18 protein-coding genes and 1 riboswitch are annotated in these 23,642 nt (G+C 56.9%); of the genes, 15 read left to right on the top strand and 3 right to left on the bottom strand.

Annotated features, from left to right (window positions below; translation table 11 throughout):
* Together leuC and leuD are read left to right on the top strand one after the other, a co-directional pair.
* Positions 1-1,407, top strand: a complete 1,407-nt coding sequence (gene leuC, locus FCN45_RS03325; RefSeq protein ID WP_101762125.1) for a 3-isopropylmalate dehydratase large subunit — start codon at positions 1-3, stop codon at positions 1,405-1,407.
* A 3-nt stretch (positions 1,408-1,410) separates the two neighbouring features.
* Complete coding sequence (leuD, locus tag FCN45_RS03320; RefSeq protein WP_101762126.1) at positions 1,411-2,016, top strand: 3-isopropylmalate dehydratase small subunit; 606 nt, start codon at positions 1,411-1,413, stop codon at positions 2,014-2,016.
* Positions 2,017-2,052: 36 nt separating this feature from the next.
* Here leuD and FCN45_RS03315 read toward each other — a convergent pair whose 3' ends face one another.
* On the bottom strand, positions 2,053-3,240 hold the full coding sequence (locus tag FCN45_RS03315) for an MFS transporter (RefSeq protein WP_137385148.1): 1,188 nt from the start codon (positions 3,238-3,240) through the stop codon (positions 2,053-2,055).
* 254 nt (positions 3,241-3,494) lie between these two features.
* Here FCN45_RS03315 and sgrR point away from each other — a divergent pair, with 254 nt between their 5' ends.
* The 4 genes from sgrR to thiQ all read left to right on the top strand — a co-directional run bounded on the left by sgrR (position 3,495) and on the right by thiQ (position 8,591).
* Positions 3,495-5,156: an HTH-type transcriptional regulator SgrR gene (sgrR, locus tag FCN45_RS03310; RefSeq protein ID WP_137385147.1), complete on the top strand. Its 1,662-nt coding sequence runs from the start codon at positions 3,495-3,497 to the stop codon at positions 5,154-5,156.
* Between the two features lie 35 nt (positions 5,157-5,191).
* Positions 5,192-5,287, top strand: a riboswitch (TPP riboswitch).
* 46 nt (positions 5,288-5,333) lie between these two features.
* Positions 5,334-6,320, top strand: coding sequence for a thiamine ABC transporter substrate binding subunit (thiB, locus tag FCN45_RS03305; protein WP_137385146.1), 987 nt, complete (start codon positions 5,334-5,336; stop codon positions 6,318-6,320).
* Positions 6,320-7,906, top strand: coding sequence for a thiamine/thiamine pyrophosphate ABC transporter permease ThiP (gene thiP / locus FCN45_RS03300; RefSeq protein WP_137385145.1), 1,587 nt, complete (start codon positions 6,320-6,322; stop codon positions 7,904-7,906). The genes thiB and thiP overlap by 1 nt, the downstream gene beginning before the upstream one ends.
* Positions 7,890-8,591, top strand: a complete 702-nt coding sequence (thiQ, locus tag FCN45_RS03295; protein WP_137385144.1) for a thiamine ABC transporter ATP-binding protein ThiQ — start codon at positions 7,890-7,892, stop codon at positions 8,589-8,591. Before thiP ends, thiQ begins: the two co-directional genes overlap by 17 nt.
* Here the strand turns inward: thiQ and FCN45_RS03290 are convergent.
* Complete coding sequence (locus FCN45_RS03290) at positions 8,588-9,352, bottom strand: DedA family protein (protein WP_137385143.1); 765 nt, start codon at positions 9,350-9,352, stop codon at positions 8,588-8,590. The two genes, thiQ and FCN45_RS03290, sit on opposite strands and share 4 nt — an antisense overlap.
* A gap of 164 nt (positions 9,353-9,516) precedes the next feature.
* Here FCN45_RS03290 and polB point away from each other — a divergent pair, with 164 nt between their 5' ends.
* The 3 genes from polB to rluA all read left to right on the top strand — a co-directional run bounded on the left by polB (position 9,517) and on the right by rluA (position 15,615).
* Entirely contained in the window at positions 9,517-11,877 is a 2,361-nt protein-coding gene (gene polB, locus FCN45_RS03285) for a DNA polymerase II (RefSeq protein ID WP_137385142.1), read from the top strand.
* A 152-nt stretch (positions 11,878-12,029) separates the two neighbouring features.
* A complete protein-coding gene (gene rapA / locus FCN45_RS03280) occupies positions 12,030-14,936 on the top strand; it encodes an RNA polymerase-associated protein RapA (RefSeq protein ID WP_110867512.1) in 2,907 nt (968 codons plus the stop codon).
* Positions 14,937-14,955: 19 nt separating this feature from the next.
* Positions 14,956-15,615, top strand: coding sequence for a bifunctional tRNA pseudouridine(32) synthase/23S rRNA pseudouridine(746) synthase RluA (rluA, locus tag FCN45_RS03275; protein WP_137385141.1), 660 nt, complete (start codon positions 14,956-14,958; stop codon positions 15,613-15,615).
* Between the two features lie 194 nt (positions 15,616-15,809).
* Here rluA and djlA read toward each other — a convergent pair whose 3' ends face one another.
* Positions 15,810-16,622 carry a co-chaperone DjlA gene (djlA, locus tag FCN45_RS03265; protein ID WP_061718138.1) on the bottom strand — a complete coding sequence of 271 codons (813 nt, stop codon included), beginning with the start codon at positions 16,620-16,622 and terminating at the stop codon, positions 15,810-15,812.
* 182 nt (positions 16,623-16,804) lie between these two features.
* Between djlA and lptD the strand changes: the two genes are divergently transcribed.
* The 6 genes from lptD to apaH are packed head-to-tail and all read left to right on the top strand — an operon-like array spanning position 16,805 to position 23,624.
* Positions 16,805-19,174, top strand: coding sequence for an LPS assembly protein LptD (lptD, locus tag FCN45_RS03260; RefSeq protein ID WP_225614463.1), 2,370 nt, complete (start codon positions 16,805-16,807; stop codon positions 19,172-19,174).
* Between the two features lie 54 nt (positions 19,175-19,228).
* The gene (gene surA / locus FCN45_RS03255; RefSeq protein ID WP_137385140.1) at positions 19,229-20,524 is read left to right on the top strand and encodes a peptidylprolyl isomerase SurA; all 1,296 of its coding nucleotides are present in this window, start codon (positions 19,229-19,231) and stop codon (positions 20,522-20,524) included.
* Positions 20,514-21,506 carry a 4-hydroxythreonine-4-phosphate dehydrogenase PdxA gene (gene pdxA / locus FCN45_RS03250; RefSeq protein ID WP_137385139.1) on the top strand — a complete coding sequence of 331 codons (993 nt, stop codon included), beginning with the start codon at positions 20,514-20,516 and terminating at the stop codon, positions 21,504-21,506. The genes surA and pdxA overlap by 11 nt, the downstream gene beginning before the upstream one ends.
* Positions 21,499-22,323: a 16S rRNA (adenine(1518)-N(6)/adenine(1519)-N(6))-dimethyltransferase RsmA gene (rsmA, locus tag FCN45_RS03245; protein WP_008108647.1), complete on the top strand. Its 825-nt coding sequence runs from the start codon at positions 21,499-21,501 to the stop codon at positions 22,321-22,323. Before pdxA ends, rsmA begins: the two co-directional genes overlap by 8 nt.
* A 4-nt stretch (positions 22,324-22,327) precedes the next feature.
* Positions 22,328-22,705 (top strand): Co2+/Mg2+ efflux protein ApaG, encoded by a 378-nt coding sequence (gene apaG, locus FCN45_RS03240; protein WP_101762139.1) that lies wholly within the window; start codon positions 22,328-22,330, stop codon positions 22,703-22,705.
* Positions 22,706-22,754: 49 nt separating this feature from the next.
* A complete protein-coding gene (gene apaH / locus FCN45_RS03235; protein ID WP_137385138.1) occupies positions 22,755-23,624 on the top strand; it encodes a bis(5'-nucleosyl)-tetraphosphatase (symmetrical) ApaH in 870 nt (289 codons plus the stop codon).
* Positions 23,625-23,642: the final 18 nt, after the last annotated feature.

Genomic DNA, 23,642 nt, shown 5'->3' with positions numbered 1-23,642 from the left:
ATGAAAAGCTTATATCAGAAGTTATTTGATGCACATGTCGTTAACGAAACCCCGAACGAAACGCCGTTACTTTATATCGATCGCCATCTGATCCATGAAGTGACGTCGCCGCAGGCCTTTGATGGTCTGCGTGCGCACGGGCGAAAAGTGCGTCAGCCGTCGAAAACCTTCGCTACCATGGATCACAACGTTTCGACGCAGACCAAAGACATCAATGCGTCTGGCGAGATGGCGCGTATTCAGATGCAAGAGCTGATGAAAAACTGTGCTGAGTTCGGCATTCAGCTGTATGACCTGAATCACCCGTTCCAGGGCATCGTGCACGTCATTGGGCCAGAGCAAGGTATGACGTTGCCGGGCATGACCATCGTCTGCGGTGATTCCCACACCGCAACGCACGGCGCGTTCGGTTCGCTGGCATTCGGTATCGGTACTTCCGAAGTTGAGCATGTGTTTGCCACGCAAACCCTGAAACAGGGCCGCGCGAAAACCATGAAGATTGAAGTGCTGGGCGAAGCGGCGCCAGGCATTACCGCCAAAGACATTGTGTTGGCCATTATCGGTAAAACCGGCAGCGCTGGCGGTACCGGTCACGTTGTCGAATTCTGTGGCCCAGCGATCGAAGCGCTGAGCATGGAAGGCCGCATGACGCTGTGTAACATGGCGATTGAAATGGGCGCCAAAGCGGGCCTGGTCGCGCCAGACGACACCACTTTCAATTATCTGAAAGACAAGCAGTTCTCGCCGAAGGGCGAGCAGTGGGAACAAGCGGTCGCTTACTGGCGCACGCTGAAGTCTGACAGCGATGCCAAATTCGACAGCATCGTCACGCTGCACGCGGAAGATATCGCTCCGCAAGTGACCTGGGGCACCAATCCAGGCCAGGTAATGGCGGTAGATCAAGCGATTCCGAATCCACAATCCTTTGCCGATCCGGTTGAGCGCGCCTCAGCAGAGAAAGCGCTGGCTTACATGGATCTGCAGCCAGGCATCAAACTGACTGACGTGGCGATCGATAAAGTGTTTATCGGTTCCTGCACCAACTCACGTATTGAAGATTTGCGCGCCGCTGCTGCAATTGCCAAAGGCCGTAAAGTGGCGCCGGGCGTGGTGGCGATGGTGGTGCCAGGTTCGGGTCCGGTAAAAGCACAAGCCGAAGCCGAAGGTCTGGACAAAATCTTCCTCGAAGCCGGTTTTGAATGGCGTTTACCGGGTTGCTCCATGTGTCTGGCCATGAACAACGACCGCCTCAATCCAGGCGAACGTTGCGCATCAACCAGCAACCGTAACTTTGAAGGCCGTCAGGGCCGCGGTGGTCGTACTCATCTGGTGAGCCCGGCGATGGCCGCTGCCGCTGCCGTAACCGGTCGCTTTGCCGACATTCGTGAATTGACTCAGGGAGCGTAAGCCATGGCGAACAAATTTACTCAACACACCGGCATTGTGGCGCCATTGGATGCGGCCAACGTCGATACTGATGCCATTATTCCAAAGCAGTTCCTGCAGAAAGTGACGCGCACCGGTTTTGGCGCGCATCTGTTCCACGACTGGCGTTTTGAAGATGATGCGGGCACCGTGCCAACCGCCAGCTTTGTCCTGAACAAACCGGAGTTCAAAGGCACCAGCATTTTGCTGGCGCGTGAGAACTTTGGCTGTGGTTCATCGCGTGAGCACGCGCCGTGGGCGCTGACCGACTTCGGCTTCCATGTGGTGATTGCGCCAAGCTTCGCCGACATTTTCTACGGCAACAGCTTTAACAACCAGCTGCTGCCGGTGAAGCTGAGCGATGAAGAAGTGGATGAGATGTTCAAACTGGTTGCTGCGCAGCCGGGCATCACCTTCACCGTGGATCTGGAAGCGCAAACTGTAACCGCAGGCGATAAGACTTATAGCTTCGAAATCGACAGCTTCCGCCGTCACTGCATGATCAACGGCCTCGACAGCATTGGCCTGACGCTGCAACACGAAGCGTCTATCTCCAGCTACGAGACCAATCAGCCCGCGTTCTTACGCTGAGGCAACAAGGGCGACATCCTGTCGCCCTTCTCTTTGCTAGCTATCAACCACATCCCGCACGCGCGACGCCAATCCCAACGCCAGCACCGCCAGCCCCAACGCCAGCCAGTAAACCGACTCATGACCAAAGCGTTCGCTCATGGTGCCCTGAATGATGCCAGCGATAATCATGCCGGTGGAAATTGAGGTGGTGAACAGCGTCGTCGCCGCACCTGCGCGGCCCGGCATTAAATCCTGGAACCACAACATGCCAATTCCGGCGATGATGCCAACAAACGCGGCATTAAACAGTTGCAGCACCATCAACGCTGTCCGCGACTGGAACATCACCAATCCGAGATAAAACACAATCGCCGCCACCAGCGCCAGCAGCATCAGGTTGCGTTTGCCGGTGCGCCGCGCGTAATGCCCGGCCAGCAGCATAATAGGAATCTCCAGCCCGGCGGCGGTGCCCATCAGCAAGCCCGCCAGCTTCTCCGGCAGGCCAAGCGTGGTACTGATATACAGCGGCATATCAATGATATACATGGTGTTGCACGCCCACATGGTGACGGAGGCGATAAACAGCAACCGCACCTGACTGTCCTTCCACGGGCTCAGCTGCGTCAGCACCTCTTCAGGCGAGACCACCACGCGCGGCACCGAGGGCAAGGTGCGCCAGACCAGCAGCATGCTTAGCAGGAAAATCCCCGCCGCCACGCAAAACAGCGTCACAAAACCGTAATTAAGCGCCAGCGCAAACGACAGCGGTGGCCCGATCACCCACGCCAGCGACAGCTGCGCACGCATCACTGAGCTGAACATCACCACTTCACGCGCCGACTGATCGGCATATTCCCGCGCGAGGGCGAACACCTGCGGAATCGACACGCTGGCCAGCGCCGACAAAAACACGCCCAGCGTCACCAGCGTTAAATAGTGGCGATTAAAGGCAAACAGCAGCGCATTCAGCGTCGCCATCAGGCAGCAAAACAGAATCAGGTTGCGGCGATCGCCCTGATTATCGGAGCGTTTCGCCATTAGCAGGCTGACCACAATCCCCGCGATCGCATTGATGGTAAAGAACAAGCCGACCCAGAACGGACTTACCTGTACTTCGCGCGTCAGAAACAGGCTCAGCGTCGGCGCCTGCAGCGCACCGGCCACGCCGGTCATAAACGACACCGCCATAAACGAGAGGTAGACCGGATTGATGCGACGTTGACGCGTTAACAGCGATTTCATGCAGAAATCCCTTTGCGAATAAAAAAGGTAGAGAAATGAGGGTAGAAGATTCTACAGCAAAACGAAAAAAGCCAGCAGATAAAGCGCTGCTGGCGGTGAAAATGCACCCTACTCAGAAAGGGGTTCCACGTCGGCGGAACCGCTGGCAGAGCGCCATTCATTACTGAATGCCTCCCGCTCTTCCATTGCCGGGCAGTATGCCTCTAATATGAGGCAGGAAAAACTGAGCGATTCTGACAAGGAGTTCCCCTTTTATGTCCTCTTCACGTCTGCAGCAGCAATTTATCCGCCTATGGCAAAGCTGTCAGGGGCAGGATCAGGAAACCACGCTCAGCGAGCTGGCCGATCTGCTGCACTGCTCGCGTCGCCATATGCGTAACCTGCTCAACGCCATGCAGAGCGAAGGCTGGCTGATTTGGCAGGCAGAAGCGGGACGCGGCAAGCGCTCAATGCTGAGTTTTTGCTACACCGGCTTGGCGCTCCAGCAGCAGCGCGCCGAGGATCTGCTGGAACAAGATCGCATCGAACAGTTAGTGCAGCTGGTGGGCGATAAAAACCAGGTGCGCCAGATGATTGCGGCGCATTTAGGCCGCAGCTTCCGCCAGGGTAAACACATCCTGCGCGTGCTCTATTATCGCCCGCTGCCCAATCTGCTACCCGGTTCGCCGCTGCGCCGCTCGGAAACCCATCTGGCGCGACAAATTTTCAACGGCCTGATGCGCATAAATGAGGAAAAGGGGGAAATCGAACCCGATATCGCCCATCACTGGCAGCAAACCTCGCCGCTGCAGTGGCGTTTCTTCCTGCGCCCGGCGATTCGTTTTCATCATGGCCGTGAACTGGAAATGGCGGATGTGATTGCTTCGCTGGAGCGCGTGCGCAGCCAGCCGCTGTTTTCTCACATCAGTAAACTGGATTCGCCCGCGCCCTGGACGCTGGATATTCATCTGAGCCAGCCGGACGATTGGTTGCCGTGGCTGCTGGCCAGCGTCAGCGCGATGATCCTGCCGCGCGAATGGCCCACGTTACGCCAGTTTGCCCGCCAGCCGCTTGGCACCGGTCCGTACAGCGTGGTGCGCAATCAGCAAACGCAGCTGAAGATCGCCGCCTTTGATGATTACTTTGGCTATCGCGCGCTGATTGACGATGTGTCGATTTGGGTGCTGCCGGAGATCAGCGACGAGCTGGTGTATGCCGGAGTCAAGTTGCAGGGCGAAACCGCCGATGAAAAATCGGAAGAGAGTCGTCTGGAAGAAGGCTGCTACTTCTTGCTGTACGATCAGCGCTCCGAGTTGGGTCGCGATGCGCATTTCCGCCGCTGGGTAAGCTATCTGTTTAATCCCATCGCCTTACTGAATCATGCAGGCGTCGGCTATCAGCGTTACTGGTTCCCGGCTTATGGCTTGCTGCCGCGCTGGCACCATCGCCGCGATCTCACCTCCGCCGATAAACCGGCAGGCTTAACTCAGCTGACGCTGAGCTGGTACAGCCATCACGTTGAGCATGAAGGTATCGCTAACGCGCTACGACCGCTGCTGGCGCAGCAAGGTGTCGAGCTAATTACTCGTGTCGTGAGCTACGAAGCGTGGTTCGAGGGCGAAGGTGAAAGTGATATCTGGCTTGGCAGCGTCAACTTTACCCTGCCGCTGGAGTACGCGCTGTTCGCGCAACTGTTCGAGCTGCCGTTGATGCATCACTGCATCCCGATTGACTGGCAAGCCGATGCCGCGCGCTGGCGGCAGAAAGCGTTACCGCTGGCGGAATGGAGCAAACAGCTGATCGACCGCGACTATCTGCATCCGCTGTTCCATCACTGGCTGCTACTGGAAGGGCAACGCAGTATGCGCGGCGTGCGGCTGAATACGCTCGGCTGGTTTGACTTCAAATCAGCCTGGTTTGCACCACCGGAGCTGTGATCCTTTCGCGCTGTCATATAAATGTCTAGAATGAGCCGTTCTCAACGGGGTGCCTTGATATCAGGGCTGAGAGAAACCCGTCGAACCTGATCCGGCTAATACCGGCGTAGGGATTTGAGATGCCTCACTCCTCAGATCCTTTGCGACTCAACATCTCTTCTCCTCAAGGAGCGCAAAGTGTTAAACAAAGTTCTGCCTATGTTGCTGCTGGTTACGGCACCGGCTTTCGCTGCCAAACCGGTTCTGACTGTTTACACCTACGATTCGTTCTCTGCCGATTGGGGCCCCGGCCCGGCGGTAAAAAAAGCCTTTGAAGCGCAGTGCGACTGCGAGCTGAAGTATGTGGCGCTAGAAGATGGCGTATCGCTGCTCAATCGCGTGCGCATGGAAGGCAAAAACAGCAAAGCCGATGTGGTGCTCGGGCTGGATAACAATCTGGTGCAGGCAGCGGAGAAAACCGGCTTGTTTGCCGAAAGCAGCATCGATACCCGCAGCTTAAAACTGCCGGATGGCTGGAACAATCAAACCTTTATCCCGTTCGATTATGGCTACTTCGCTTTCGTCTACGATAAAAACAAACTGAAGAACCCGCCGAAAAGCCTGAAAGAGCTGGTCGAAAGCCCGGAAAAATGGCGCGTGATTTATGAAGATCCGCGTACCAGCACGCCGGGTCTTGGCCTGCTGCTGTGGATGCAAAAAGTGTATGGCGATAACGCAGCTGATGCGTGGCAGAAGCTGGCGCAAAAAACCGTTACCGTCACTAAAGGCTGGAGCGAAGCTTACGGCCTGTTCCTGAAAGGCGAAAGCGATCTGGTGTTGAGCTACACCACGTCTCCGGCTTATCACATTATCGAAGAGAAGAAAGAGAACTACGCCGCGGCCGAATTCAGCGAAGGCCACTATTTACAGGTGGAAGTCGCCGCGCAGCTCGCCAGTAGCAAACAGCCTAAGCTGGCGCAGCAGTTCATGCAGTTTATGGTTTCTCCGGCCTTCCAGCAGACCATTCCTACCGGCAACTGGATGTATCCGGTGATCAAAAGCGATCTGCCAGCCGGTTATCAAACGTTGCAGGTGCCCGCGAAGGCGTTGCAATTCACGCCAGCCGAAGTCGCCGACCATCGCGCCGCGTGGATCAGCGCATGGCAAAGCGCCGTTAGCCGTTAATGCCCGGCTGGTTGATTCCCGGCAGCGCCATCGCGCTGATGCTGTGCGCGGTGGCGCTGCTGGCGTTTGGCGCATTGGTGGTGGTCGCTCCGGCCACCGACTGGCGCGCGCTACTCGACGACAGCTATTTGCATCATGTGCTGCTGTTCTCGTTTGAGCAGGCGCTGCTGTCGGCGCTGCTGTCGGTGCTGCCCGCGATCCTGCTGGCGCGCGCGCTCTATCGCCGCCGTTTTCCGGGACGCAATCTGTTGCTGCGCCTGTGCGCCATGACGCTGGTGCTGCCGGTGCTGGTGGCGGTGTTTGGCTTGCTCAGCGTGTACGGTCGCAGCGGCTGGCTGGCACAACTGTGCGCGACCATCGGCTTTGACTACCACTTTTCGCCGTATGGCCTGCAGGGCATTCTATTGGCGCACGTCTTCTTTAACCTGCCGCTGGCGACGCGCCTGCTGTTACAGGCATTGGAGAACATTCCCGGCGAGCAGCGGCAAGTCGCCGCCCAGCTTGGCCTGCGCGGCTGGAATCTGTTTCGCTTGCTGGAGTGGCCGTGGCTGCGCCGTCAGATTCTGCCGACGGCGGCACTGATCTTTATGCTCTGTTTCGCCAGCTTCGCCACGGTGCTGGCGCTGGGCGGCGGACCACAAGCGACCACGCTGGAACTGGCGATCTATCAGGCGCTGAATTTCGATTACGATCCGGGCCGCGCGGCGCTGCTGGCGCTGTTACAGCTCGCTTGCTGTTTGCTGCTGGTGCTGCTGAGCCAGCGCTTTAGCAAAGCCATTCCCACCGGCAGCCAGAGCATTCGCGGCTGGCGCGATCCGCAGGATTCATGGCAGGCGCGCATCAGCGATACGGTGCTGATTGGCCTGGCGCTGCTGCTGCTGTTACCGCCGCTGGCGGCAGTAATCGTCGATGGTTTGCGCGGCGGCGTTGCCGGTGCGCTGCAACAAGCGGCGCTGTGGCAAGCCACCTTTACCTCGCTGCGTATTGCCGTGGGCGCCGGCGTGCTCTGCGTGGTGCTGACCATGATGCTGCTGTGGAGCAGCCGCGAACTGCGGCAGCGCCAGAACAGAGTCGCCGCGCAGGCGATGGAGATGAGCGGCATGCTGATTCTGGCTATGCCGGGCATTGTGCTGGCGAGCGGTTTCTTTCTGCTGTTCAACGCCACCGTGGGGTTGCCGCAGCGCGCCGATGGTTTGGTGATCTTCACTAACGCCCTGATCGCCATTCCTTATGCGATGAAAGTGCTGGAGAATCCGATGCGCGATATCAGCGCCCGTTACAGCCAGCTCTGCGCTTCACTCGGCATCTCCGGTTTCAACCGCTTGCGGCTGATTGAGCTGCGCGCGCTGAAACGCCCGATTGCTCAGGCGCTGGCGTTTGCCTGCGTGCTGTCGATTGGCGATTTTGGCGTCGTCGCGCTGTTCGGCAGCGCCGATTTCCGCACGCTGCCCTTCTATCTGTTCCAGCAGATTGGCGCCTATCGCGGTGCGGACGGTGCCGTCACCGCACTCCTGCTGCTGCTGCTCTGCTTACTACTTTTTACTCTGATGGAAAAATTACCGGGTCGCCATGCTGACACTGAATAACCTCACTTACTTTTATCAGCATCTGCCGATGCGCTTCAGTTTTGCGGCGCAGGCGGGTGAACGTCTGGCGATCCTCGGTCCGAGCGGCGCGGGGAAAAGTACTTTACTGAGTCTGATTGGCGGCTTTTTGCCGATCAATCAAGGCGCGCTGGTGATGAACGGCGTTGATCATACCCACAGCGTGCCGTCGGCGCGCCCGGTTTCCATGCTGTTCCAGGAGAACAATCTGTTTCCGCATCTCACGGTGCAGCAAAACATGGCGTTGGGCCTACATCCGGGCCTGAAATTGACGCGCGAACAGCAGCAGCAAGTGGTGGATATCGCCGAGCAAACCGGCTTGCAGGCGATGCTCACGCGTTTGCCTGGTCAGCTTTCCGGTGGACAGCGTCAGCGCGTGGCATTGGCGCGCTGCCTGCTGCGCAATCAACCGATTTTGCTGCTGGATGAACCCTTCTCAGCGCTGGATCCGGCGCTGCGCAACGAGATGCTGCAGCTGGTACGTTCGGTATGCGAAAACCGCAACATCACCTTGTTGATGGTGTCGCACAGCCTGGAAGATGCTCAGCAGATTGCGCCGCGCAGTTTGGTGATCGTCGACGGGCGCATCTATTGGGATGGCAGTACAGAGAGTTTGGTGCGCGGTGAAAGTGCCGCGGCCGCCATCCTTGGCGTGACAGCGCGTTAAGCGAAGAAAACTTTCCACAGCAGGTGGCGGAAGATTGGCATCATCGGATGGAACTGGATTGCGATAAACGCGCCCAGGCCAATCGCCGCCATCAACGGTGCCAACCAGCGCAGACGCGATGCAGGCAGATACTTTGTCGCCCAATCCATCGTTTTACCGCTGCGCGACCAGCGCCACAGCAACCAGCCACCGACCCACAGCAGCAGCGCCACCAGCAACAGCAGCCATTTAAAGCTGCCGCCCTGCGCGGCCTGCGGTACATCAATCGCCACGCCCGCCAGAATGCCCGGCATCAAATACGCGGGCGGCCAGAGGATGCAGCCAATCAGGTTAGGCGGCAGGAATTTGCGCACCGGCAACTCCAGCATGCCCGCTGCCAGCGGAATCAGCGGACGCGTCGGGCCGACAAATCGCCCCACCAGAATGGTGAACATGCTGTGTTGATGCAGCGCATGCTCGGTTTTATCCAGCAAACCCTTGTACTTTTTCAGATATTTCCAGCGATGCAGCGGCCCCTGAAACTTCCAGCCGATGCCGTAAGAGACCCAATCGCCGATTAAACAGCCAACGAATCCGGCCGCCCACGCAGGGTAAAGACCAATTTGTCCGCTTCCGACCAGCGCCCCAAGGCTGGCCATTAATACCGTGCCCGGCAACAGCAATCCCACGAAGGCCAGCGACTCAAGAAAGGTCACCAGCGCCACAGCGATCAGCGCGTACTCCAGCGATTGCGAAAACAGGTGTTGAATCCAGGCTTCCATAAATATCCTCTGCGGAATATAGAGGCTGGATTGTCCAGAGCATGCAGGTAGCCGTCAAGGCAAGAATTGTAGAACGATGTTGACAAAGTGGTGACAATTTCGCCTGCAGGACACTGTATAAACATCCATGTTATACTCAATGCAATTCATTCTCTGGAGTTCACGTGACCGATCCGCGCGCAGGTTTTCTGCTTACCCGACATTGGCGAGATACGCCGACCGGCAGCGAAGTGGTGCTGTGGCTGGCCACCGACAGCGGCCCGCAGCGGCTGGTGCTGCCTGCCCAGGAATCCGTGGCGTTTGTGCCTGAAGAGTTTCGCACGCCAACCGAAGCGCTGATCCGCGACGAACGCCATACGCGCCTGCAAACGCTGGAGCTGAAGGATTTCCGCCGCCGCCCGGTGTTTGGCCTCTATTGCCGCAGCAATCGTCAGCTACAAAATCTGGAAAAGCGCCTGCGTGAAAACGGCATTCCGGTCTATGAAGCGGATATTCGGCCACCCGAACGCTATTTGATGGAGCGCTTTATCACCGCGCCGGTGTGGTTTAGCGGTGAAACACGCGGTGACAGCGTGGTCAACGCGCGTCTGAAACCGCATCCTGATTACCGTCCGCAGCTGAAATGGGTATCGCTGGATATCGAAACCACGCAGCACGGTGAGCTCTACTGCATCGGGCTGGAAGGCTGCGGTCAGCGCCAGGTTTACATGCTCGGTCCGCCCAACGGCGATGCCAGCACGCTCGATTTTGAACTGATCTATGTTGATAGCCGCCCGCAGCTGCTTGAGCAGCTCAACGCATGGTTCGAGCGGCATGAACCGGATGTGATTATTGGCTGGAATGTAGTGCAGTTCGATCTACGCGTACTGCAGAAACACGCCGATCGCTACGGCATTCCGCTGCGTTTAGGGCGTCAGAAGCAGGCGCTGGAGTGGCGCGAGCACGGCTTCAAACCTGGTGTGTTCTTCGCGCAGGCAACGGGCCGCTTAATTATTGATGGTATCGACGCGCTCAAATCCGCGTTTTGGGATTTCCCGTCATTCAGCCTCGAAGCGGTCTCTCGCCAGCTGCTCGGTGAAGGCAAGGCCATCAATAATCCGTGGGATCGCATGGAAGAGATCAACTGGCGTTTTGCCAACGATAAACCGGCGCTGGCGAAATATAATCTCAAGGATTGCGAGCTGGTGACGCGCATTTTCCAGCACACCGCCATCATGCCGTTCCTGCTGGAACGCGCCACGGTAAATGGTTTAGCGGTGGATCGTCACGGCGGTTCGGTGGCGGCCTTTGGTCATCTCTATATCCCGCGCATGCACCGCGCCGGTTTCGTGGCGCCGAATCTCGGCGAAGTGGCGCCGGAAGCCAGCCCCGGCGGCTACGTGATGGATTCGCGGCCCGGCCTGTACGATTCGGTGCTGGTGCTGGATTACAAAAGCCTCTATCCCTCAATTATTCGCACCTTCCTTATCGATCCGGTGGGTTTGGTGGAAGGCCTGGCGCACCCGGATGACGCCGATTCCGTGCCCGGCTTCCGCAATGCGCGCTTTTCCCGTGAGACCCACTGTTTACCGGCGATTGTCGAGCAGATTTGGCAAGGGCGTGAGGCCGCCAAGCGCGACAACAATAAACCGCTGTCGCAGGCGCTGAAAATTATCATGAATGCTTTTTATGGCGTGCTCGGCACCAGCGCCTGCCGCTTCTTCGATCCGCGCCTCGCGTCATCCATCACCCTACGCGGCCACGCCATCATGCAGCAAACGCGCGAGCTGATTGAAGCGGAAGGCTTTGATGTGATTTACGGCGATACCGATTCCACCTTCGTCTGGCTGAAAGGCGCGCACAGTGAAGCGGAGGCGACGGCGATTGGTCGTCATCTCGCTGAACAGGTGAACGGCTGGTGGCGGCAGCATCTGCAATCGACTTATGGGCTGGAGAGCGCGCTGGAGCTGGAGTATGAAACGCACTTCAGCCGTTTCCTGATGCCTACCATTCGCGGCGCCGAACAGGGCAGCAAAAAGCGCTATGCCGGCATGATTCGCAACGAGGGCGGCGAGCGGCTGGTGTTTAAAGGCCTCGAATCAGTGCGCACCGACTGGACGCCGCTGGCGCAGCAGTTCCAGCAAAATCTGTATGGCCGTATTTTCCGTGGCGAGCCGTGGCAGGATTACATTCGCGAAACGGTGGCGCAGCTGCTGGCCGGTGAACTCGACGATCAGCTGGTGTATAAAAAACGCCTGCGGCGCGCGCTGAAAGATTACGAGCGCAATGTGCCGCCACATGTGCGCGCTGCGCGTCTCGCCGATGAGCAAAACCGCAAGCTGCAGCGCCCGCTGCAGTATCAAAACGGTGGCTCGATCCGCTATGTGATGGCCACGGCCGGACCGGAACCGCTCGAGGCGCGTAATACGCCCCTTGACTACGATCATTACGTCACCAAACAGCTGCAGCCGGTGGCTGACGGCATTTTGCCGTTCGTCGGTGACGACTTTGCTACACTCATTACTGGGCAGCTGGGGCTTTTTTGACAGGTGACGAATGCCTTGCCATCCAGTACCATAGCGCCCTTCCTGATTCTCACCGCACTCACAATCTGACCAAACACCCGTTTGGCGGTTGGGTATTGCCTGAGTACAGGTGAACTTCTTTATGGCATGTCAGAGAGTCGAGCAAAAAATATATGGTTTTTACACTGGGTCAGCGCTGGATTAGTGATACGGAAAGTGAACTGGGATTGGGCACGGTGGTCGCGCTCGATACGCGCATGATCACCATGCTTTTTCCGGCAACCGGCGAAAACCGCCTGTATGCCAGAAACGATTCTCCGGTCACTCGTGTGATTTTCAATCCGGGTGACACCATCACCAGCCACGAAGGCTGGCAGATGACCGTCGATGAAGTCCGCAACGAAAACGATTTAATGACTTACATCGGCACCCGTCTCGACACCGAAGAAGCGGGCGTCGTCATGCGCGAAGTGATGCTGGACAGCAAGCTGGTGTTCAGCAAGCCGCAGGATCGCCTGTTCGCCGGTCAGCTCGACCGCATGGACCGCTTTGCGCTGCGTTTCCGCGCACGCAAATACCACAGCGAGCAATACCGCCTGCCGATCAGCGGCCTGCGCGGGATGCGCACCAACCTGATTCCGCATCAGCTGCATATCGCTCACGATGTCGGCCGTCGCCACGCCCCGCGCGTGCTGCTGGCGGATGAAGTGGGCTTGGGTAAAACCATTGAAGCCGGGATGATCATCCAGCAACAGCTGCTGGCCGGTCGTGCCGAGCGCGTGCTGATTGTGGTGCCGGAAACGCTGCAACATCAGTGGCTGGTGGAAATGCTGCGTCGCTTTAACCTGCGCTTTGCGCTGTTTGATGACGATCGCTACACCGAAGCGCAGCACGACAGCGACAATGCCTTTGAAACCGAGCAGCTGATTATCTGTTCGCTCGATTTTGTACGCCGTAACAAGCAGCGTCTTGAGCTGCTGGCCGATGCCGAGTGGGATCTGCTGGTGGTTGATGAAGCGCACCATCTGGCATGGAGCGAAGACGCACCGAGCCGCGAATATCAGGTTATCGAGCAGCTGGCAGAGAAAACCGCTGGCGTACTGTTGCTGACTGCCACGCCAGAACAGCTGGGCTTAGAGAGCCACTTTGCGCGTCTGCGTCTGCTCGACCCAAATCGTTTCCACGATTTCGGCCAGTTTGTCGAAGAGCAGCAGCATTATCGTCCGGTGGCCGATGCGGTGAGCTCGCTGCTGGCCGACCACGCCATCAGCAAAGATGAGATGAACCTGATTAACGATCTGATCGGTGAACAGGATATCGAACCGCTGCTGCAAGTGGCGAACAGCGATCGCGATGGCAAAGAAGACGCGCGTAAAGAGCTGGTCTCGATGCTAATGGATCGCCACGGCACCAGCCGCGTGCTGTTCCGTAACACCCGTAACGGCGTGAAAGGCTTCCCGAAACGCGAGCTGCACCAGATTCGTCTGCCGCTGCCGGCGCAGTATCAAACCGCGATTAAAGTCTCCGGCATCATGGGCACGCGCAAAAGCGCAGAAGAGCGCGCGCGTGACATGCTGTATCCCGAGCAGATTTATCAGGAATTTGAAGGCGATAGCGGCACATGGTGGAACTTCGATCCGCGCGTTGAGTGGCTGATGGGTTACCTCACCAGCAACCGCAAAGAGAAAGTGCTGGTGATCTGCGCCAAAGCCGCCACCGCGCTGCAGCTGGAGCAGGTGCTGCGTGAGCGCGAAGGCATCCGTGCCGCCGTGTTCCACGAAGGCCTATCGATTATCGAACGCGACCGCGCAGCAGCCTTCTTCGCCTCCGAAGAGGATGGCGCGCAGGTGTTGCTGTGTTCCGAAATCGGTTCTGAAGGCCGTAACTTCCAGTTCGCCAGCCGTTTGGTGATGTTCGATTTGCCGTTCAACCCGGATCTGCTGGAGCAGCGTATCGGTCGTCTCGATCGTATCGGCCAGATGCATGACATCCAGATTCTGGTGCCGTGGCTGGAAAAAACCGCGCAGGCGGTGCTGCTGCGCTGGTATCACGAAGGGTTGGATGCGTTTGAACACACCTGCCCAACTGGCCGCGCCATTTATGACAACGAGTATAATCAGCTGATTGAATATCTTGCCGCGCCGGAAAATCCGCAGGGACTCGATGAGTTCATCAGCGCAAGCCGCAAGCAGCACGATGCGCTGAAAGCACAGCTGGAACAGGGACGCGATCGCTTACTGGAACTGAACTCCAACGGCGGTGAAGCCGCTCAGGAGCTGGCAAATGCCATCGGCGAGCAGGACAACGATACCGATCTGGTTAACTTTGCGCTGAACCTGTTCGATATCGTCGGCATCAATCAGGAAGACCGCAGCGATAGCCTGATCGTGCTGACGCCGTCCGATCACATGCTGGTGCCTGATTTCCCTGGCCTGCCGGAAGAGGGTTGCACCGTGACCTTTAACCGTAACCAGGCGCTGTCGCGCGAAGATACCCAGTTTATTACCTGGGAACATCCGCTGATCCTCAACGGCCTCGACCTGATCCTTTCGGGCGATACCGGTAGCTGTGCGCTGTCACTGCTGAAGAACAAGGCGCTGCCGGTCGGGACGCTGCTGGTCGAGATGATCTATGTGGTTGAAGCGCAAGCGCCAAAAAGTCTGCAGCTCACCCGCTTCCTGCCGCCAACGCCGGTGCGTTTGCTGATGGATCGCGCCGGGAACAATCTGGCGGGCAAAGTGGAGTTTGAAAGCTTTAACCGTCAGCTGAATGCGGTGAATCGCCATACCGGCAGCAAGCTAGTGAATGCGGTGCAGCAAGACGTGCACGAGATTCTGACCCAGGCCGAAAAAGCGATCGTTCCGGAAGCGCAGGCGATTATCGCGGCAGCGAAAGTGGAAGCCGAAGAGAAACTCGGTGCTGAGCTGTCACGTCTCGAAGCGCTGCGCGCGGTTAACCCCAACATCCGTGATGACGAGGTTGAAGCGCTGGAGAGCAATCGCGAACAGGTGTTGGAAAGCCTGGGCGATGCAGGCTGGCGTCTCGATGCGCTACGTCTGATCGTGGTCACGCACCAATAATGTTCAGGACCGCGACATCATGCTGATGGAAGCTTACAACCCGCCGCTCGAACCCTGGCTGCATATTCTGTATCAGGACGAGCACATTATGGTGGTGAATAAACCGAGCGGGTTGCTGTCGGTGCCGGGCCGTCTCGAAGAGCACAAGGATAGCGTGATGACGCGCATCCAGCGTGATTTCCCACAGGCGGAATCGGTGCACCGTCTCGATATGGCTACCAGCGGCGTGATCGTCGTGGCCCTGAATAAAGCGGCTGAGCGTGAGCTCAAGCGCCAGTTCCGTGAGCGCGAGCCTTCCAAATACTATGTGGCGCGCGTGTGGGGCCATCCAGCGGCAGAAGAGGGTTTGATCGATCTGCCGCTGATTTGCGACTGGCCGAATCGGCCGAAGCAGATGGTGTGTTTCGAGAACGGCAAAGCGGCGCAGACCGAGTATCAGGTGCTGGAGTATGAAGCCACGAACAGTGCGCGCGTCAAGCTTAAGCCAATTACCGGACGCTCACACCAGCTGCGTGTGCATCTGCTGGCGCTGGGGCATCCGATTCTTGGCGACCGCTTTTATGCACATGATGAGGCGCTGGCGATGGCGCCCCGTTTGCAGTTGCATGCGGAGTCGCTGACGATCACCCATCCGGCGTTTGGCAATAGCATGACGTTCAGGCAGCCGGCGGGATTTTAGTGTTGGAGATGCTGCCCCTCCTCGGTCCGTGCTTGCAGTCCCCCTCCTCGTTCCGTGCTTGCTGCCCCCCACCTCGGTCCTCCCCCATGGATGGGGGAGGAAGATGTTGCTACATGTTAGTGATGAAGCTGCATGGGGCAGCATCTCCTTCCCCCGCTTGCGGGGGAAGGCCGGGATGGGGGACAGCAATAAAATTACTTAAACCCCTTCTCCTTACGAATCAGATCGTAAGCCGCCTGAATCTCCTGCGCCTTCTGCTTCGCCATCTCCATCATTTCCGGCGGTAAACCTTTCGCCACCAGCTTGTCAGGATGATGTTCGCTCATCAGCTTACGGTACGCGCGCTTGATGGTGGTGCCATCATCGCTGCTTTTCACGCCCAGCACGCTGCAGGCATCTTCCAGCGTAGGACCGCGTTGCGCCTGCTGATAGGCGCCGCCGCGGGAAGAACCGCCGCCGCCAAACTGCTGACCGCCTTCCATCATGCGCAGGAACTGATCGAACTGTGCGCGTGAAATACCCAGCTCTTCGGCAATCACATATAGCACCTGACGTTCGTTGGGATGCAGTGAACCATCGGCGAAGGCAGCCTGGATTTGGATTTCCAGAAACATCCGAATCAGATCAAACCGGCCAAAGCAGGCGCTGCGGAGCTCGCGCAGTTTACTGCGCAGCGGATAATCGCTCTGTTTACCTTCACGGAACGCACGCTGCGCGGCAGTGCGCGCATCGCCATGCAGCTGCATGCGATCCATAAATAAGGAAGCAATCTGGATATCCGCTTCGGTGACGCGCCCTTTTGATTTGGTCAAATGGCCCATCACCTGGAATGTGGTACTGAAAAACAGCGTCTGACGCGCCTGGTTATTGGCGAAATAGCCCTGTCCTTTTACGCTGCGCACTTTGTCAAACATGTGACCAATGATCAGACCCAGTACAATGCCCCAAAAGCCTGCCCCGGAAAATATCCCGAGCGCCAGACCAATTACTTTTCCCCAGTAGCGCATAAACTCCTCAATTCGCCATGCTTGCGGCTGAAAATTGCATTATCATACCTGTCATTTATCTCAGCGCCTAACGGCAACGCGGACAGACAAGGATTAACACTGGCGCAACGCCGGGCAGTAAGTTAGTCTCTGACCGGATTGTCGGCATGATGCCAGTTTTCATGGAATTATCGAAACCGCGTATGAAAAAACGTATACCTACCTTGCTGGCTACCATGATTGGTGCAGCGCTTTATAGCCAGTCATCACTCGCCGACGATCTGATGTCGCAGTGCATGCTGGGCGTGCCGAGTTACAACCGCCCGCTGGTCAATGGCGACACCAACTCGCTGCCGGTCACCATCCATTCTGATTCCGCCAAAGGCAACTATCCGGATGATGCGGTGTTCACCGGTAACGTCGACGTGCAGCAAGGCAATAGCCGCCTGCGTTCCGACGAGGTGCAGCTGCATCAACGTCAGCAGGAAGGACAAACCACGCCGGTTCGTACCGTGGATGCGCTGGGTAATGTGCACTATGACGATAATCAGGTCATCCTCAAAGGTCCGAAAGCCTGGTCAAATCTGAACACCAAAGACACCAACGTGTGGAACGGTGATTATCAGATGGTTGGCCGTCAGGGCCGCGGCGATGCCGATCAGATGAAACTGCGCGGTAACAATCGCTACACCATTCTGGAAAACGGCAGCTTTACCTCTTGTTTGCCGGGTTCCAACAGCTGGAGCGTGGTCGGTTCCGAAGTGATTCAGGACCGCGAAGAAGAAGTCGCGGAAATCTGGAACGCCCGCTTTAAGCTCGGCAATGTGCCGGTCTTTTACAGCCCTTATTTACAGCTACCGATTGGCGATCGCCGCCGCTCCGGTTTCCTGATCCCGAATGCGAAATACGGCAGTAATAACGGCTTCGAATTCATGCTGCCGTATTACTGGAACATCGCGCCGCAGGCCGATGCCACCATCACGCCGCACTATATGGAAAAACGCGGTCTGCAGCTGCAGAACGAATTCCGCTATTTGACGGTGTTTGGCGCAGGCTTGATGGAGCTGGATTATCTGCAGTCAGATAAGCAGTACGACAATGACAAAGCAGTGCGTGGTATCGCGCAGGACGATAGCTCCGATCGCTGGCTGTTCTACTGGCGCCATTCGGGGGTATACGACCAGCACTGGCGCTTCAACGCTGACTACACCAAAGTAAGCGATCCCTATTACTTCAACGATCTTGAGTCGAAGTACTACAGCTCCACCGATGGTTACGCCACGCAGAAATTCAGCCTTGGCTACGCGGATACCAACTGGGACGCGACGCTGTCGACCAAAGACTTCCAGGTGTTTGGTAACACCAGCAACAGCAACGTCTATCGTGCGATGCCGCAGCTCGATCTGAACTTCTATCAGAACGATATGGGGCCGTTTGATGGTCGAATCTTTGCGCAGGCGGTGAAATTTACCAACGTGAATAGCCAGATGCCTGAAACCACGCGTCTGCATGTTGAGCCAACGTTGAATTTACCGCTGTCAAACGGCTGGGCGAGTCTCGATACCGAAGCGAAATTCCTGGCAACCCATTATCAGCAGGATGACGTTGAGTATTACAACACCTCGGTTAATACCGCTCGTGATAATCAGCTGGAAAACTCCGTCAACCGCACGCTGCCCCAGTTCAAAGTGGATGGTCGCCTGGTGTTTGATCGCGATATGGACTGGGAACCAGGCTATACACAAACGCTGGAACCGCGTGTTCAGTACCTTTACGTCCCCTATCGTAACCAGAGCAATATCTATCCGTACGACTCGACGTTGCTGCAAACCGACTACACCGGCCTGTTCCGCGATCGTACCTATAGCGGCCTGGATCGCATCGCTTCAGCAAATGAAGTGGCGACCGGCGTAACCACGCGTATTTATGATAACGATCTGGTTGAACGTTTTAACGTTTCTGTGGGTCAAATCTACTCGTTTACCCCGTCTCGTACCGGCGTAAACCAGACGAACCAGGAAGATGACACCGGCAGCCTGGTTTGGGCCGGCGATACATACTGGAAAATCAGCGATCGCTGGGGCGCGCGTGGCGGTCTGCAATATGACACCCGCCTCGATAACGTCGCGCAGGGCAATGCGGTAGTTGAGTATCGTCAGGATGCCGATCGTATGGTGCAGCTGAGCTATCGCTACAGCAGCCCGGAATATGTGGCGCAGGCGCTGAATAATTCAAGCCTGGTGACTAACCCGATCTATAAAAACGGGATTTCACAGGTGGGCGGCACTGCCAGCTGGCCGATTGCGGATGCCTGGTCACTGGTGGGCGGTTATTACTACGATACCCGCAATAGTCGTCCGGCTGAACAGCTGGTCGGCCTGCAGTACAGCTCGTGCTGCTATGCCATTCGTCTGGGTTACGAACGCAAGATCAACGGTTGGGAAAACAACGACAGTAAGTATGACAACCAAATCTCATTCAACATTGAGCTGCGTGGTCTGAGTTCTAACTATGGCTTAGGCACCAACGAAATGCTGCGTCAGGGCATCATCCCTTACCAGCGCGCTTTCTGATGTTGTGATGTTTGACAGGCTATCCCGCAGTGCGGAAACAACAATGGATAAAGTATGAAGAACTGGAGAATGCTGATTCTTGGTGTAGCGATTACCGCTAACACTGCGTTCGCAGCCCCACAAGTGGTTGATAAAGTTGCCGCAGTCGTGAACAACGGCGTGGTACTGGAAAGTGACGTTGATAATATGATGCGCACCGTGAAATCACAGGCGCAGCAGGCAAACCAGCAACTCCCTGATGACAAAACCTTGCGTCATCAGATCCTTGAACGCCAGGTCATGGATGCCATCATTCTGCAAATGGGTGAAAGAGCGGGCGTGCAGATTACCGATCAGCAGCTGGATCAGGCAATTCTGAACATTGCCGCCCAAAACCGCATGAGCCTCGATCAGCTGCGTAGCCGTCTGGCCTACGACGGCATGAACTACAACGATTACCGTGCGCAGATCCGCAAAGAGATGCTGATTTCAGAAGTGCGTAACAACGAAGTGCGTCGCCGCGTCACTATCCTGCCGCAGGAAGTGGATACGCTGGCTACGCAGGTGGGTGCGCAGAATACGCAAGGTACTGAGCTGAATATCAGCCAGATTCTGCTGCCGCTGTCAGAAAACCCGACGCAGCAGCAGGTTGACGATCAGGAAACGCTGGCGCGCCAATTGGTTGCTCAGCTGAAAGGCGGTGCCGACTTCGGCAAGCTGGCCGTGACTTACTCAGCCGATCCGCAGGCGCTGAAAGGCGGCAACATGGGTTGGGGCAAAATTGAAGAGCTGCCAACGCTGTTCTCGCAGGCGCTGAGCACCGCGAAGAAAGGCGATATCGTCGGTCCAATCCGTTCAGGTGTTGGTTTCCACATCCTGAAGGTGAATGACCTGCGTGGCGAAAGCAAAAGCATCTCTGTGACTGAGGTGCATGCGCGTCACATTCTGCTGAAGCCTTCACCGATCCTGACCGACGCTCAGGCGCAGGCCAAAATCGAACAGATTGCAGCGGATATTAAAAGCGGTAAAACCACCTTCGCCGCAGCGGCCAAACAGTTCTCCGACGATCCGGGTTCGGCTAACCAGGGCGGCGATCTCGGCTGGGCATCTCCAGAGATTTACGATCCGGCATTCCGCGATGCATTGCTGAAGTTGCAGAAAGGCCAGGTCAGCCAGCCGGTTCACTCCTCATTTGGCTGGCACTTGATTCAGTTGCTGGATACGCGTCAGGTTGATAAGACCGATGCCGCGCAGAAAGAGCGCGCCTATCGCATGCTGTTCAACCGTAAATTCGCGGAAGAAGCGCAAACCTGGATGCAGGAACAGCGCGCCAGTGCTTACGTGAAAATTCTGGATAACAATGGTCAGTAATTATCGTGTGGTGATCACGCCCGGCGAACCCGCCGGGATTGGTCCCGACCTCACCCTGCAACTGGCGCAGCAAAACTGGCCGGTTGAATTGGTGGTCTGCTGCGACGGCGAGCTTTTGCGCCGTCGCGCTGCTTTATTGGGTTTGCCGCTGACGCTGCGTGACTATCAACCTGGCGTTGCCGCACAACCGCAGCAGGCCGGCACGCTTACGCTGCTGCAGGTCGATACCGCTCAGCCAGTGACCGCCGGAGAACTCTGCGTCGCAAACAGTCACTACGTGCTGGAAACCCTGATGCGCGCCTGTGACGGTTGTCTGAATGGCGAATTTGCCGCGCTGATTACCGGTCCGGTACACAAAGGCGTGATCAACGATGCGGGCATTCCGTTTACCGGTCATACCGAATTTTTTGCCGATCGCGCCGGTGGCGATTTAGTGGTGATGATGCTGGCAACAGAAGAGTTGCGTGTGGCATTGGCTACCACACATCTGCCGCTGAAAGATGTTTCTGCCGCAATTACCCGCGACACGCTGCATGAAGTGATCACCATTCTGCATCGGGATCTGCAGCAGAAGTTTGGTTTACCGCATCCTCATATCTTCGTCTGCGGCCTTAATCCGCATGCCGGCGAGAGCGGCCATATGGGCCGCGAAGAGATTGATACCATTATTCCGGCCCTCAACGAACTGCGCCAGCAAGGCATCCAACTTACCGGACCTCTGCCAGCCGATACGCTGTTCCAGCCGAAATACCTGCAACATGCCGATGCAGTTCTGGCGATGTATCACGACCAGGGCTTGCCGGTGCTAAAATTTCAGGGGTTTGGCCGCGCGGTGAATATCACACTTGGCCTGCCCTTTATCCGGACTTCTGTCGATCACGGCACCGCGCTTGAATTAGCCGGTCTCGGTCAGGCAGAACCGGGCAGCTTTATCACGGCGCTTAATCTCGCCATCACTATGATCAAGAGCAGTAATGAATAATCGCGTCCATCAGGGGCATTACGCCCGTAAACGTTTCGGGCAGAACTTCCTGAACGATCAGTACATTATCGATAGCATTGTTTCCGCCATTCACCCGCAAAAAGGTGAAGCTATCGTGGAAATCGGCCCCGGCCTGGGTGCATTAACCGAGCCGGTAGGCGAACGTCTGGATGAGCTGACCGTGGTCGAGCTGGACCGCGACCTTGCTGCGCGTCTGCAAACGCACCCGTTCCTCGGTCCTAAGCTGACCATTTTCCAGCAGGATGCCATGACCTTTGATTTCTCTGCGCTGGCGCAAGAGAAAGGTCAGCCGCTGCGCGTGTTCGGCAACCTGCCGTACAACATCTCGACGCCGCTGATGTTCCACCTTTTCAGCTATACTGGTTCGATTAAAGATATGCACTTCATGCTGCAGAAAGAAGTGGTGAATCGTTTAGTCGCCGGTCCGGGCAGCAAAGCTTACGGTCGTTTGAGCGTGATGGCGCAATACTATTGCCAGGTTATTCCTGTGCTCGAAGTGCCACCAGAATCCTTCACGCCGGCACCGAAAGTGGAATCGGCCGTGGTGCGTTTAGTGCCGTACATGCAGCCACAGTATCCGGTCAGCGATATTCGTCTGCTGAGCCGTATCACCACGGAAGCCTTTGGTAAACGCCGTAAAACGCTGCGCAACAGCCTTGCTCATATGTTTGCGGCTGGTGCGCTGGATCAATTAGAAATCGATGCCTCGCTGCGTGCAGAGAACGTCTCTGTGGCGCAATATTGCCAACTGGCAAACTGGTTGAGCAAGCATCAGGCAGAAACTCCGGAGAGTTGAGTGCATGAGTGATTTGGCCCGCGTCTGTATCCATGTGCATAGTCAGTATGTGGAGTCGCAATCCTTGCCCGACGAGGATCGCTACGTGTTTGCCTACACCATCACCATTCGCAATTTGGGGCGCAGCAACGTCCAGCTGCGTAGCCGCTATTGGCTGATCACCAACGGCAACGGTCGCGAGACTGAAGTGCAAGGTGAAGGCGTGGTCGGCGAACAGCCGCACATTGCGGCCGGCGGCGAGTATCAGTACACCAGCGGCGCGATTCTGGAGACGCCGATGGGCACCATGCAAGGCCACTATGTGATGATCGACGATGCGGGCGAAGAGTTCCACGTCGAGATTCCGGTGTTCCGACTCGCGGTGCAAACCCACATTCACTAATCCTCCTCCGCCCGGCCCGTCCGGGCGGCGCGTTTTAATCGGACTGACAATGAGTACATACCTGATTGGCGATGTTCATGGCTGTTATGACGAGCTTCGTGCGCTGTTGGCGCAGGTTGACTTCGATCCGCAGCAGGACACCTTATGGCTTACCGGCGATTTGGTGGCGCGCGGCCCCGGTTCGCTCGATGTGCTGCGCTATGTAAAATCGCTGGGAAATTGCGTGCGCCTGGTGCTGGGTAATCACGACCTGCATTTGCTGGCGGTGTATGCCGGTATCAGCCGTAACAAGCCGAAAGATCGCCTGACGCCGCTGCTGGAAGCCGATGATGCCGATGAGTTGATTAACTGGTTACGTCGTCAGCCACTGTTGCAGGTAGATGAAGAGAAGAAGCTGTTGATGGCGCATGCGGGCATTACGCCGCAATGGGATTTAGAGACGGCGCAGCTGTGCGCGCGTGAAGTGGAAGCGGTGCTCTCCAGCGACAGCTATCCGCTGTTTCTGGATGCGATGTATGGCGACATGCCAAACAACTGGACGCCGGAACTCAGCGGTCTGGCGCGACTGCGCTTTAGCACTAATGCGCTGACGCGCATGCGCTTCTGCTTCCCGAACGGCCAGCTGGATATGATCTGCAAAGAGTCGCCTGAATCAGCGCCGCCGCCGCTCAAGCCGTGGTTTAAGGTGCCGGGCAAAATCGACAGCGACTATACGCAGATCTTTGGTCACTGGGCATCGCTGGAAGGTAAAGGCACACCGGAACATGTGATTGGTCTGGATACCGGCTGCTGCTGGGGTGGAACATTGACGCTGCTGCATTGGGAAACCAAACAGTATTACGTACAGGCATCCAATCGCGAACAGGCAATGGCCGTAAGCGCGGTGAGTGCGCATCCACCGTTAAGTGATACGCCGTAAATAAAAAACCCCGCATAA

This window comes from Pantoea sp. SO10 (assembly GCF_005281435.1).
In the GTDB taxonomy this organism is placed as follows: Bacteria; Pseudomonadota; Gammaproteobacteria; order Enterobacterales; family Enterobacteriaceae; genus Pantoea; species Pantoea leporis.
This window is presented reverse-complemented; position numbering and strand designations above follow the sequence as displayed.

What these genes read in the sequence shown, in the direction of transcription:
- leuC (WP_101762125.1), top strand. Translation starts at nt 1, where the DNA reads ATGAAAAGCTTATATCAGAAGTTATTTGATGCACATGTCGTTAACGAA.
- leuD (WP_101762126.1), top strand. Translation starts at nt 1,411, where the DNA reads ATGGCGAACAAATTTACTCAACACACCGGCATTGTGGCGCCATTGGAT.
- FCN45_RS03315 (WP_137385148.1), bottom strand. Translation starts at nt 3,240, where the DNA reads ATGAAATCGCTGTTAACGCGTCAACGTCGCATCAATCCGGTCTACCTC.
- sgrR (WP_137385147.1), top strand. Translation starts at nt 3,495, where the DNA reads ATGTCCTCTTCACGTCTGCAGCAGCAATTTATCCGCCTATGGCAAAGC.
- thiP (WP_137385145.1), top strand. Translation starts at nt 6,320, where the DNA reads ATGCCCGGCTGGTTGATTCCCGGCAGCGCCATCGCGCTGATGCTGTGC.
- thiQ (WP_137385144.1), top strand. Translation starts at nt 7,890, where the DNA reads ATGCTGACACTGAATAACCTCACTTACTTTTATCAGCATCTGCCGATG.
- FCN45_RS03290 (WP_137385143.1), bottom strand. Translation starts at nt 9,352, where the DNA reads ATGGAAGCCTGGATTCAACACCTGTTTTCGCAATCGCTGGAGTACGCG.
- rapA (WP_110867512.1), top strand. Translation starts at nt 12,030, where the DNA reads ATGGTTTTTACACTGGGTCAGCGCTGGATTAGTGATACGGAAAGTGAA.
- rluA (WP_137385141.1), top strand. Translation starts at nt 14,956, where the DNA reads ATGCTGATGGAAGCTTACAACCCGCCGCTCGAACCCTGGCTGCATATT.
- djlA (WP_061718138.1), bottom strand. Translation starts at nt 16,622, where the DNA reads ATGCGCTACTGGGGAAAAGTAATTGGTCTGGCGCTCGGGATATTTTCC.
- lptD (WP_225614463.1), top strand. Translation starts at nt 16,805, where the DNA reads ATGAAAAAACGTATACCTACCTTGCTGGCTACCATGATTGGTGCAGCG.
- surA (WP_137385140.1), top strand. Translation starts at nt 19,229, where the DNA reads ATGAAGAACTGGAGAATGCTGATTCTTGGTGTAGCGATTACCGCTAAC.
- pdxA (WP_137385139.1), top strand. Translation starts at nt 20,514, where the DNA reads ATGGTCAGTAATTATCGTGTGGTGATCACGCCCGGCGAACCCGCCGGG.
- rsmA (WP_008108647.1), top strand. Translation starts at nt 21,499, where the DNA reads ATGAATAATCGCGTCCATCAGGGGCATTACGCCCGTAAACGTTTCGGG.
- apaG (WP_101762139.1), top strand. Translation starts at nt 22,328, where the DNA reads ATGAGTGATTTGGCCCGCGTCTGTATCCATGTGCATAGTCAGTATGTG.
- apaH (WP_137385138.1), top strand. Translation starts at nt 22,755, where the DNA reads ATGAGTACATACCTGATTGGCGATGTTCATGGCTGTTATGACGAGCTT.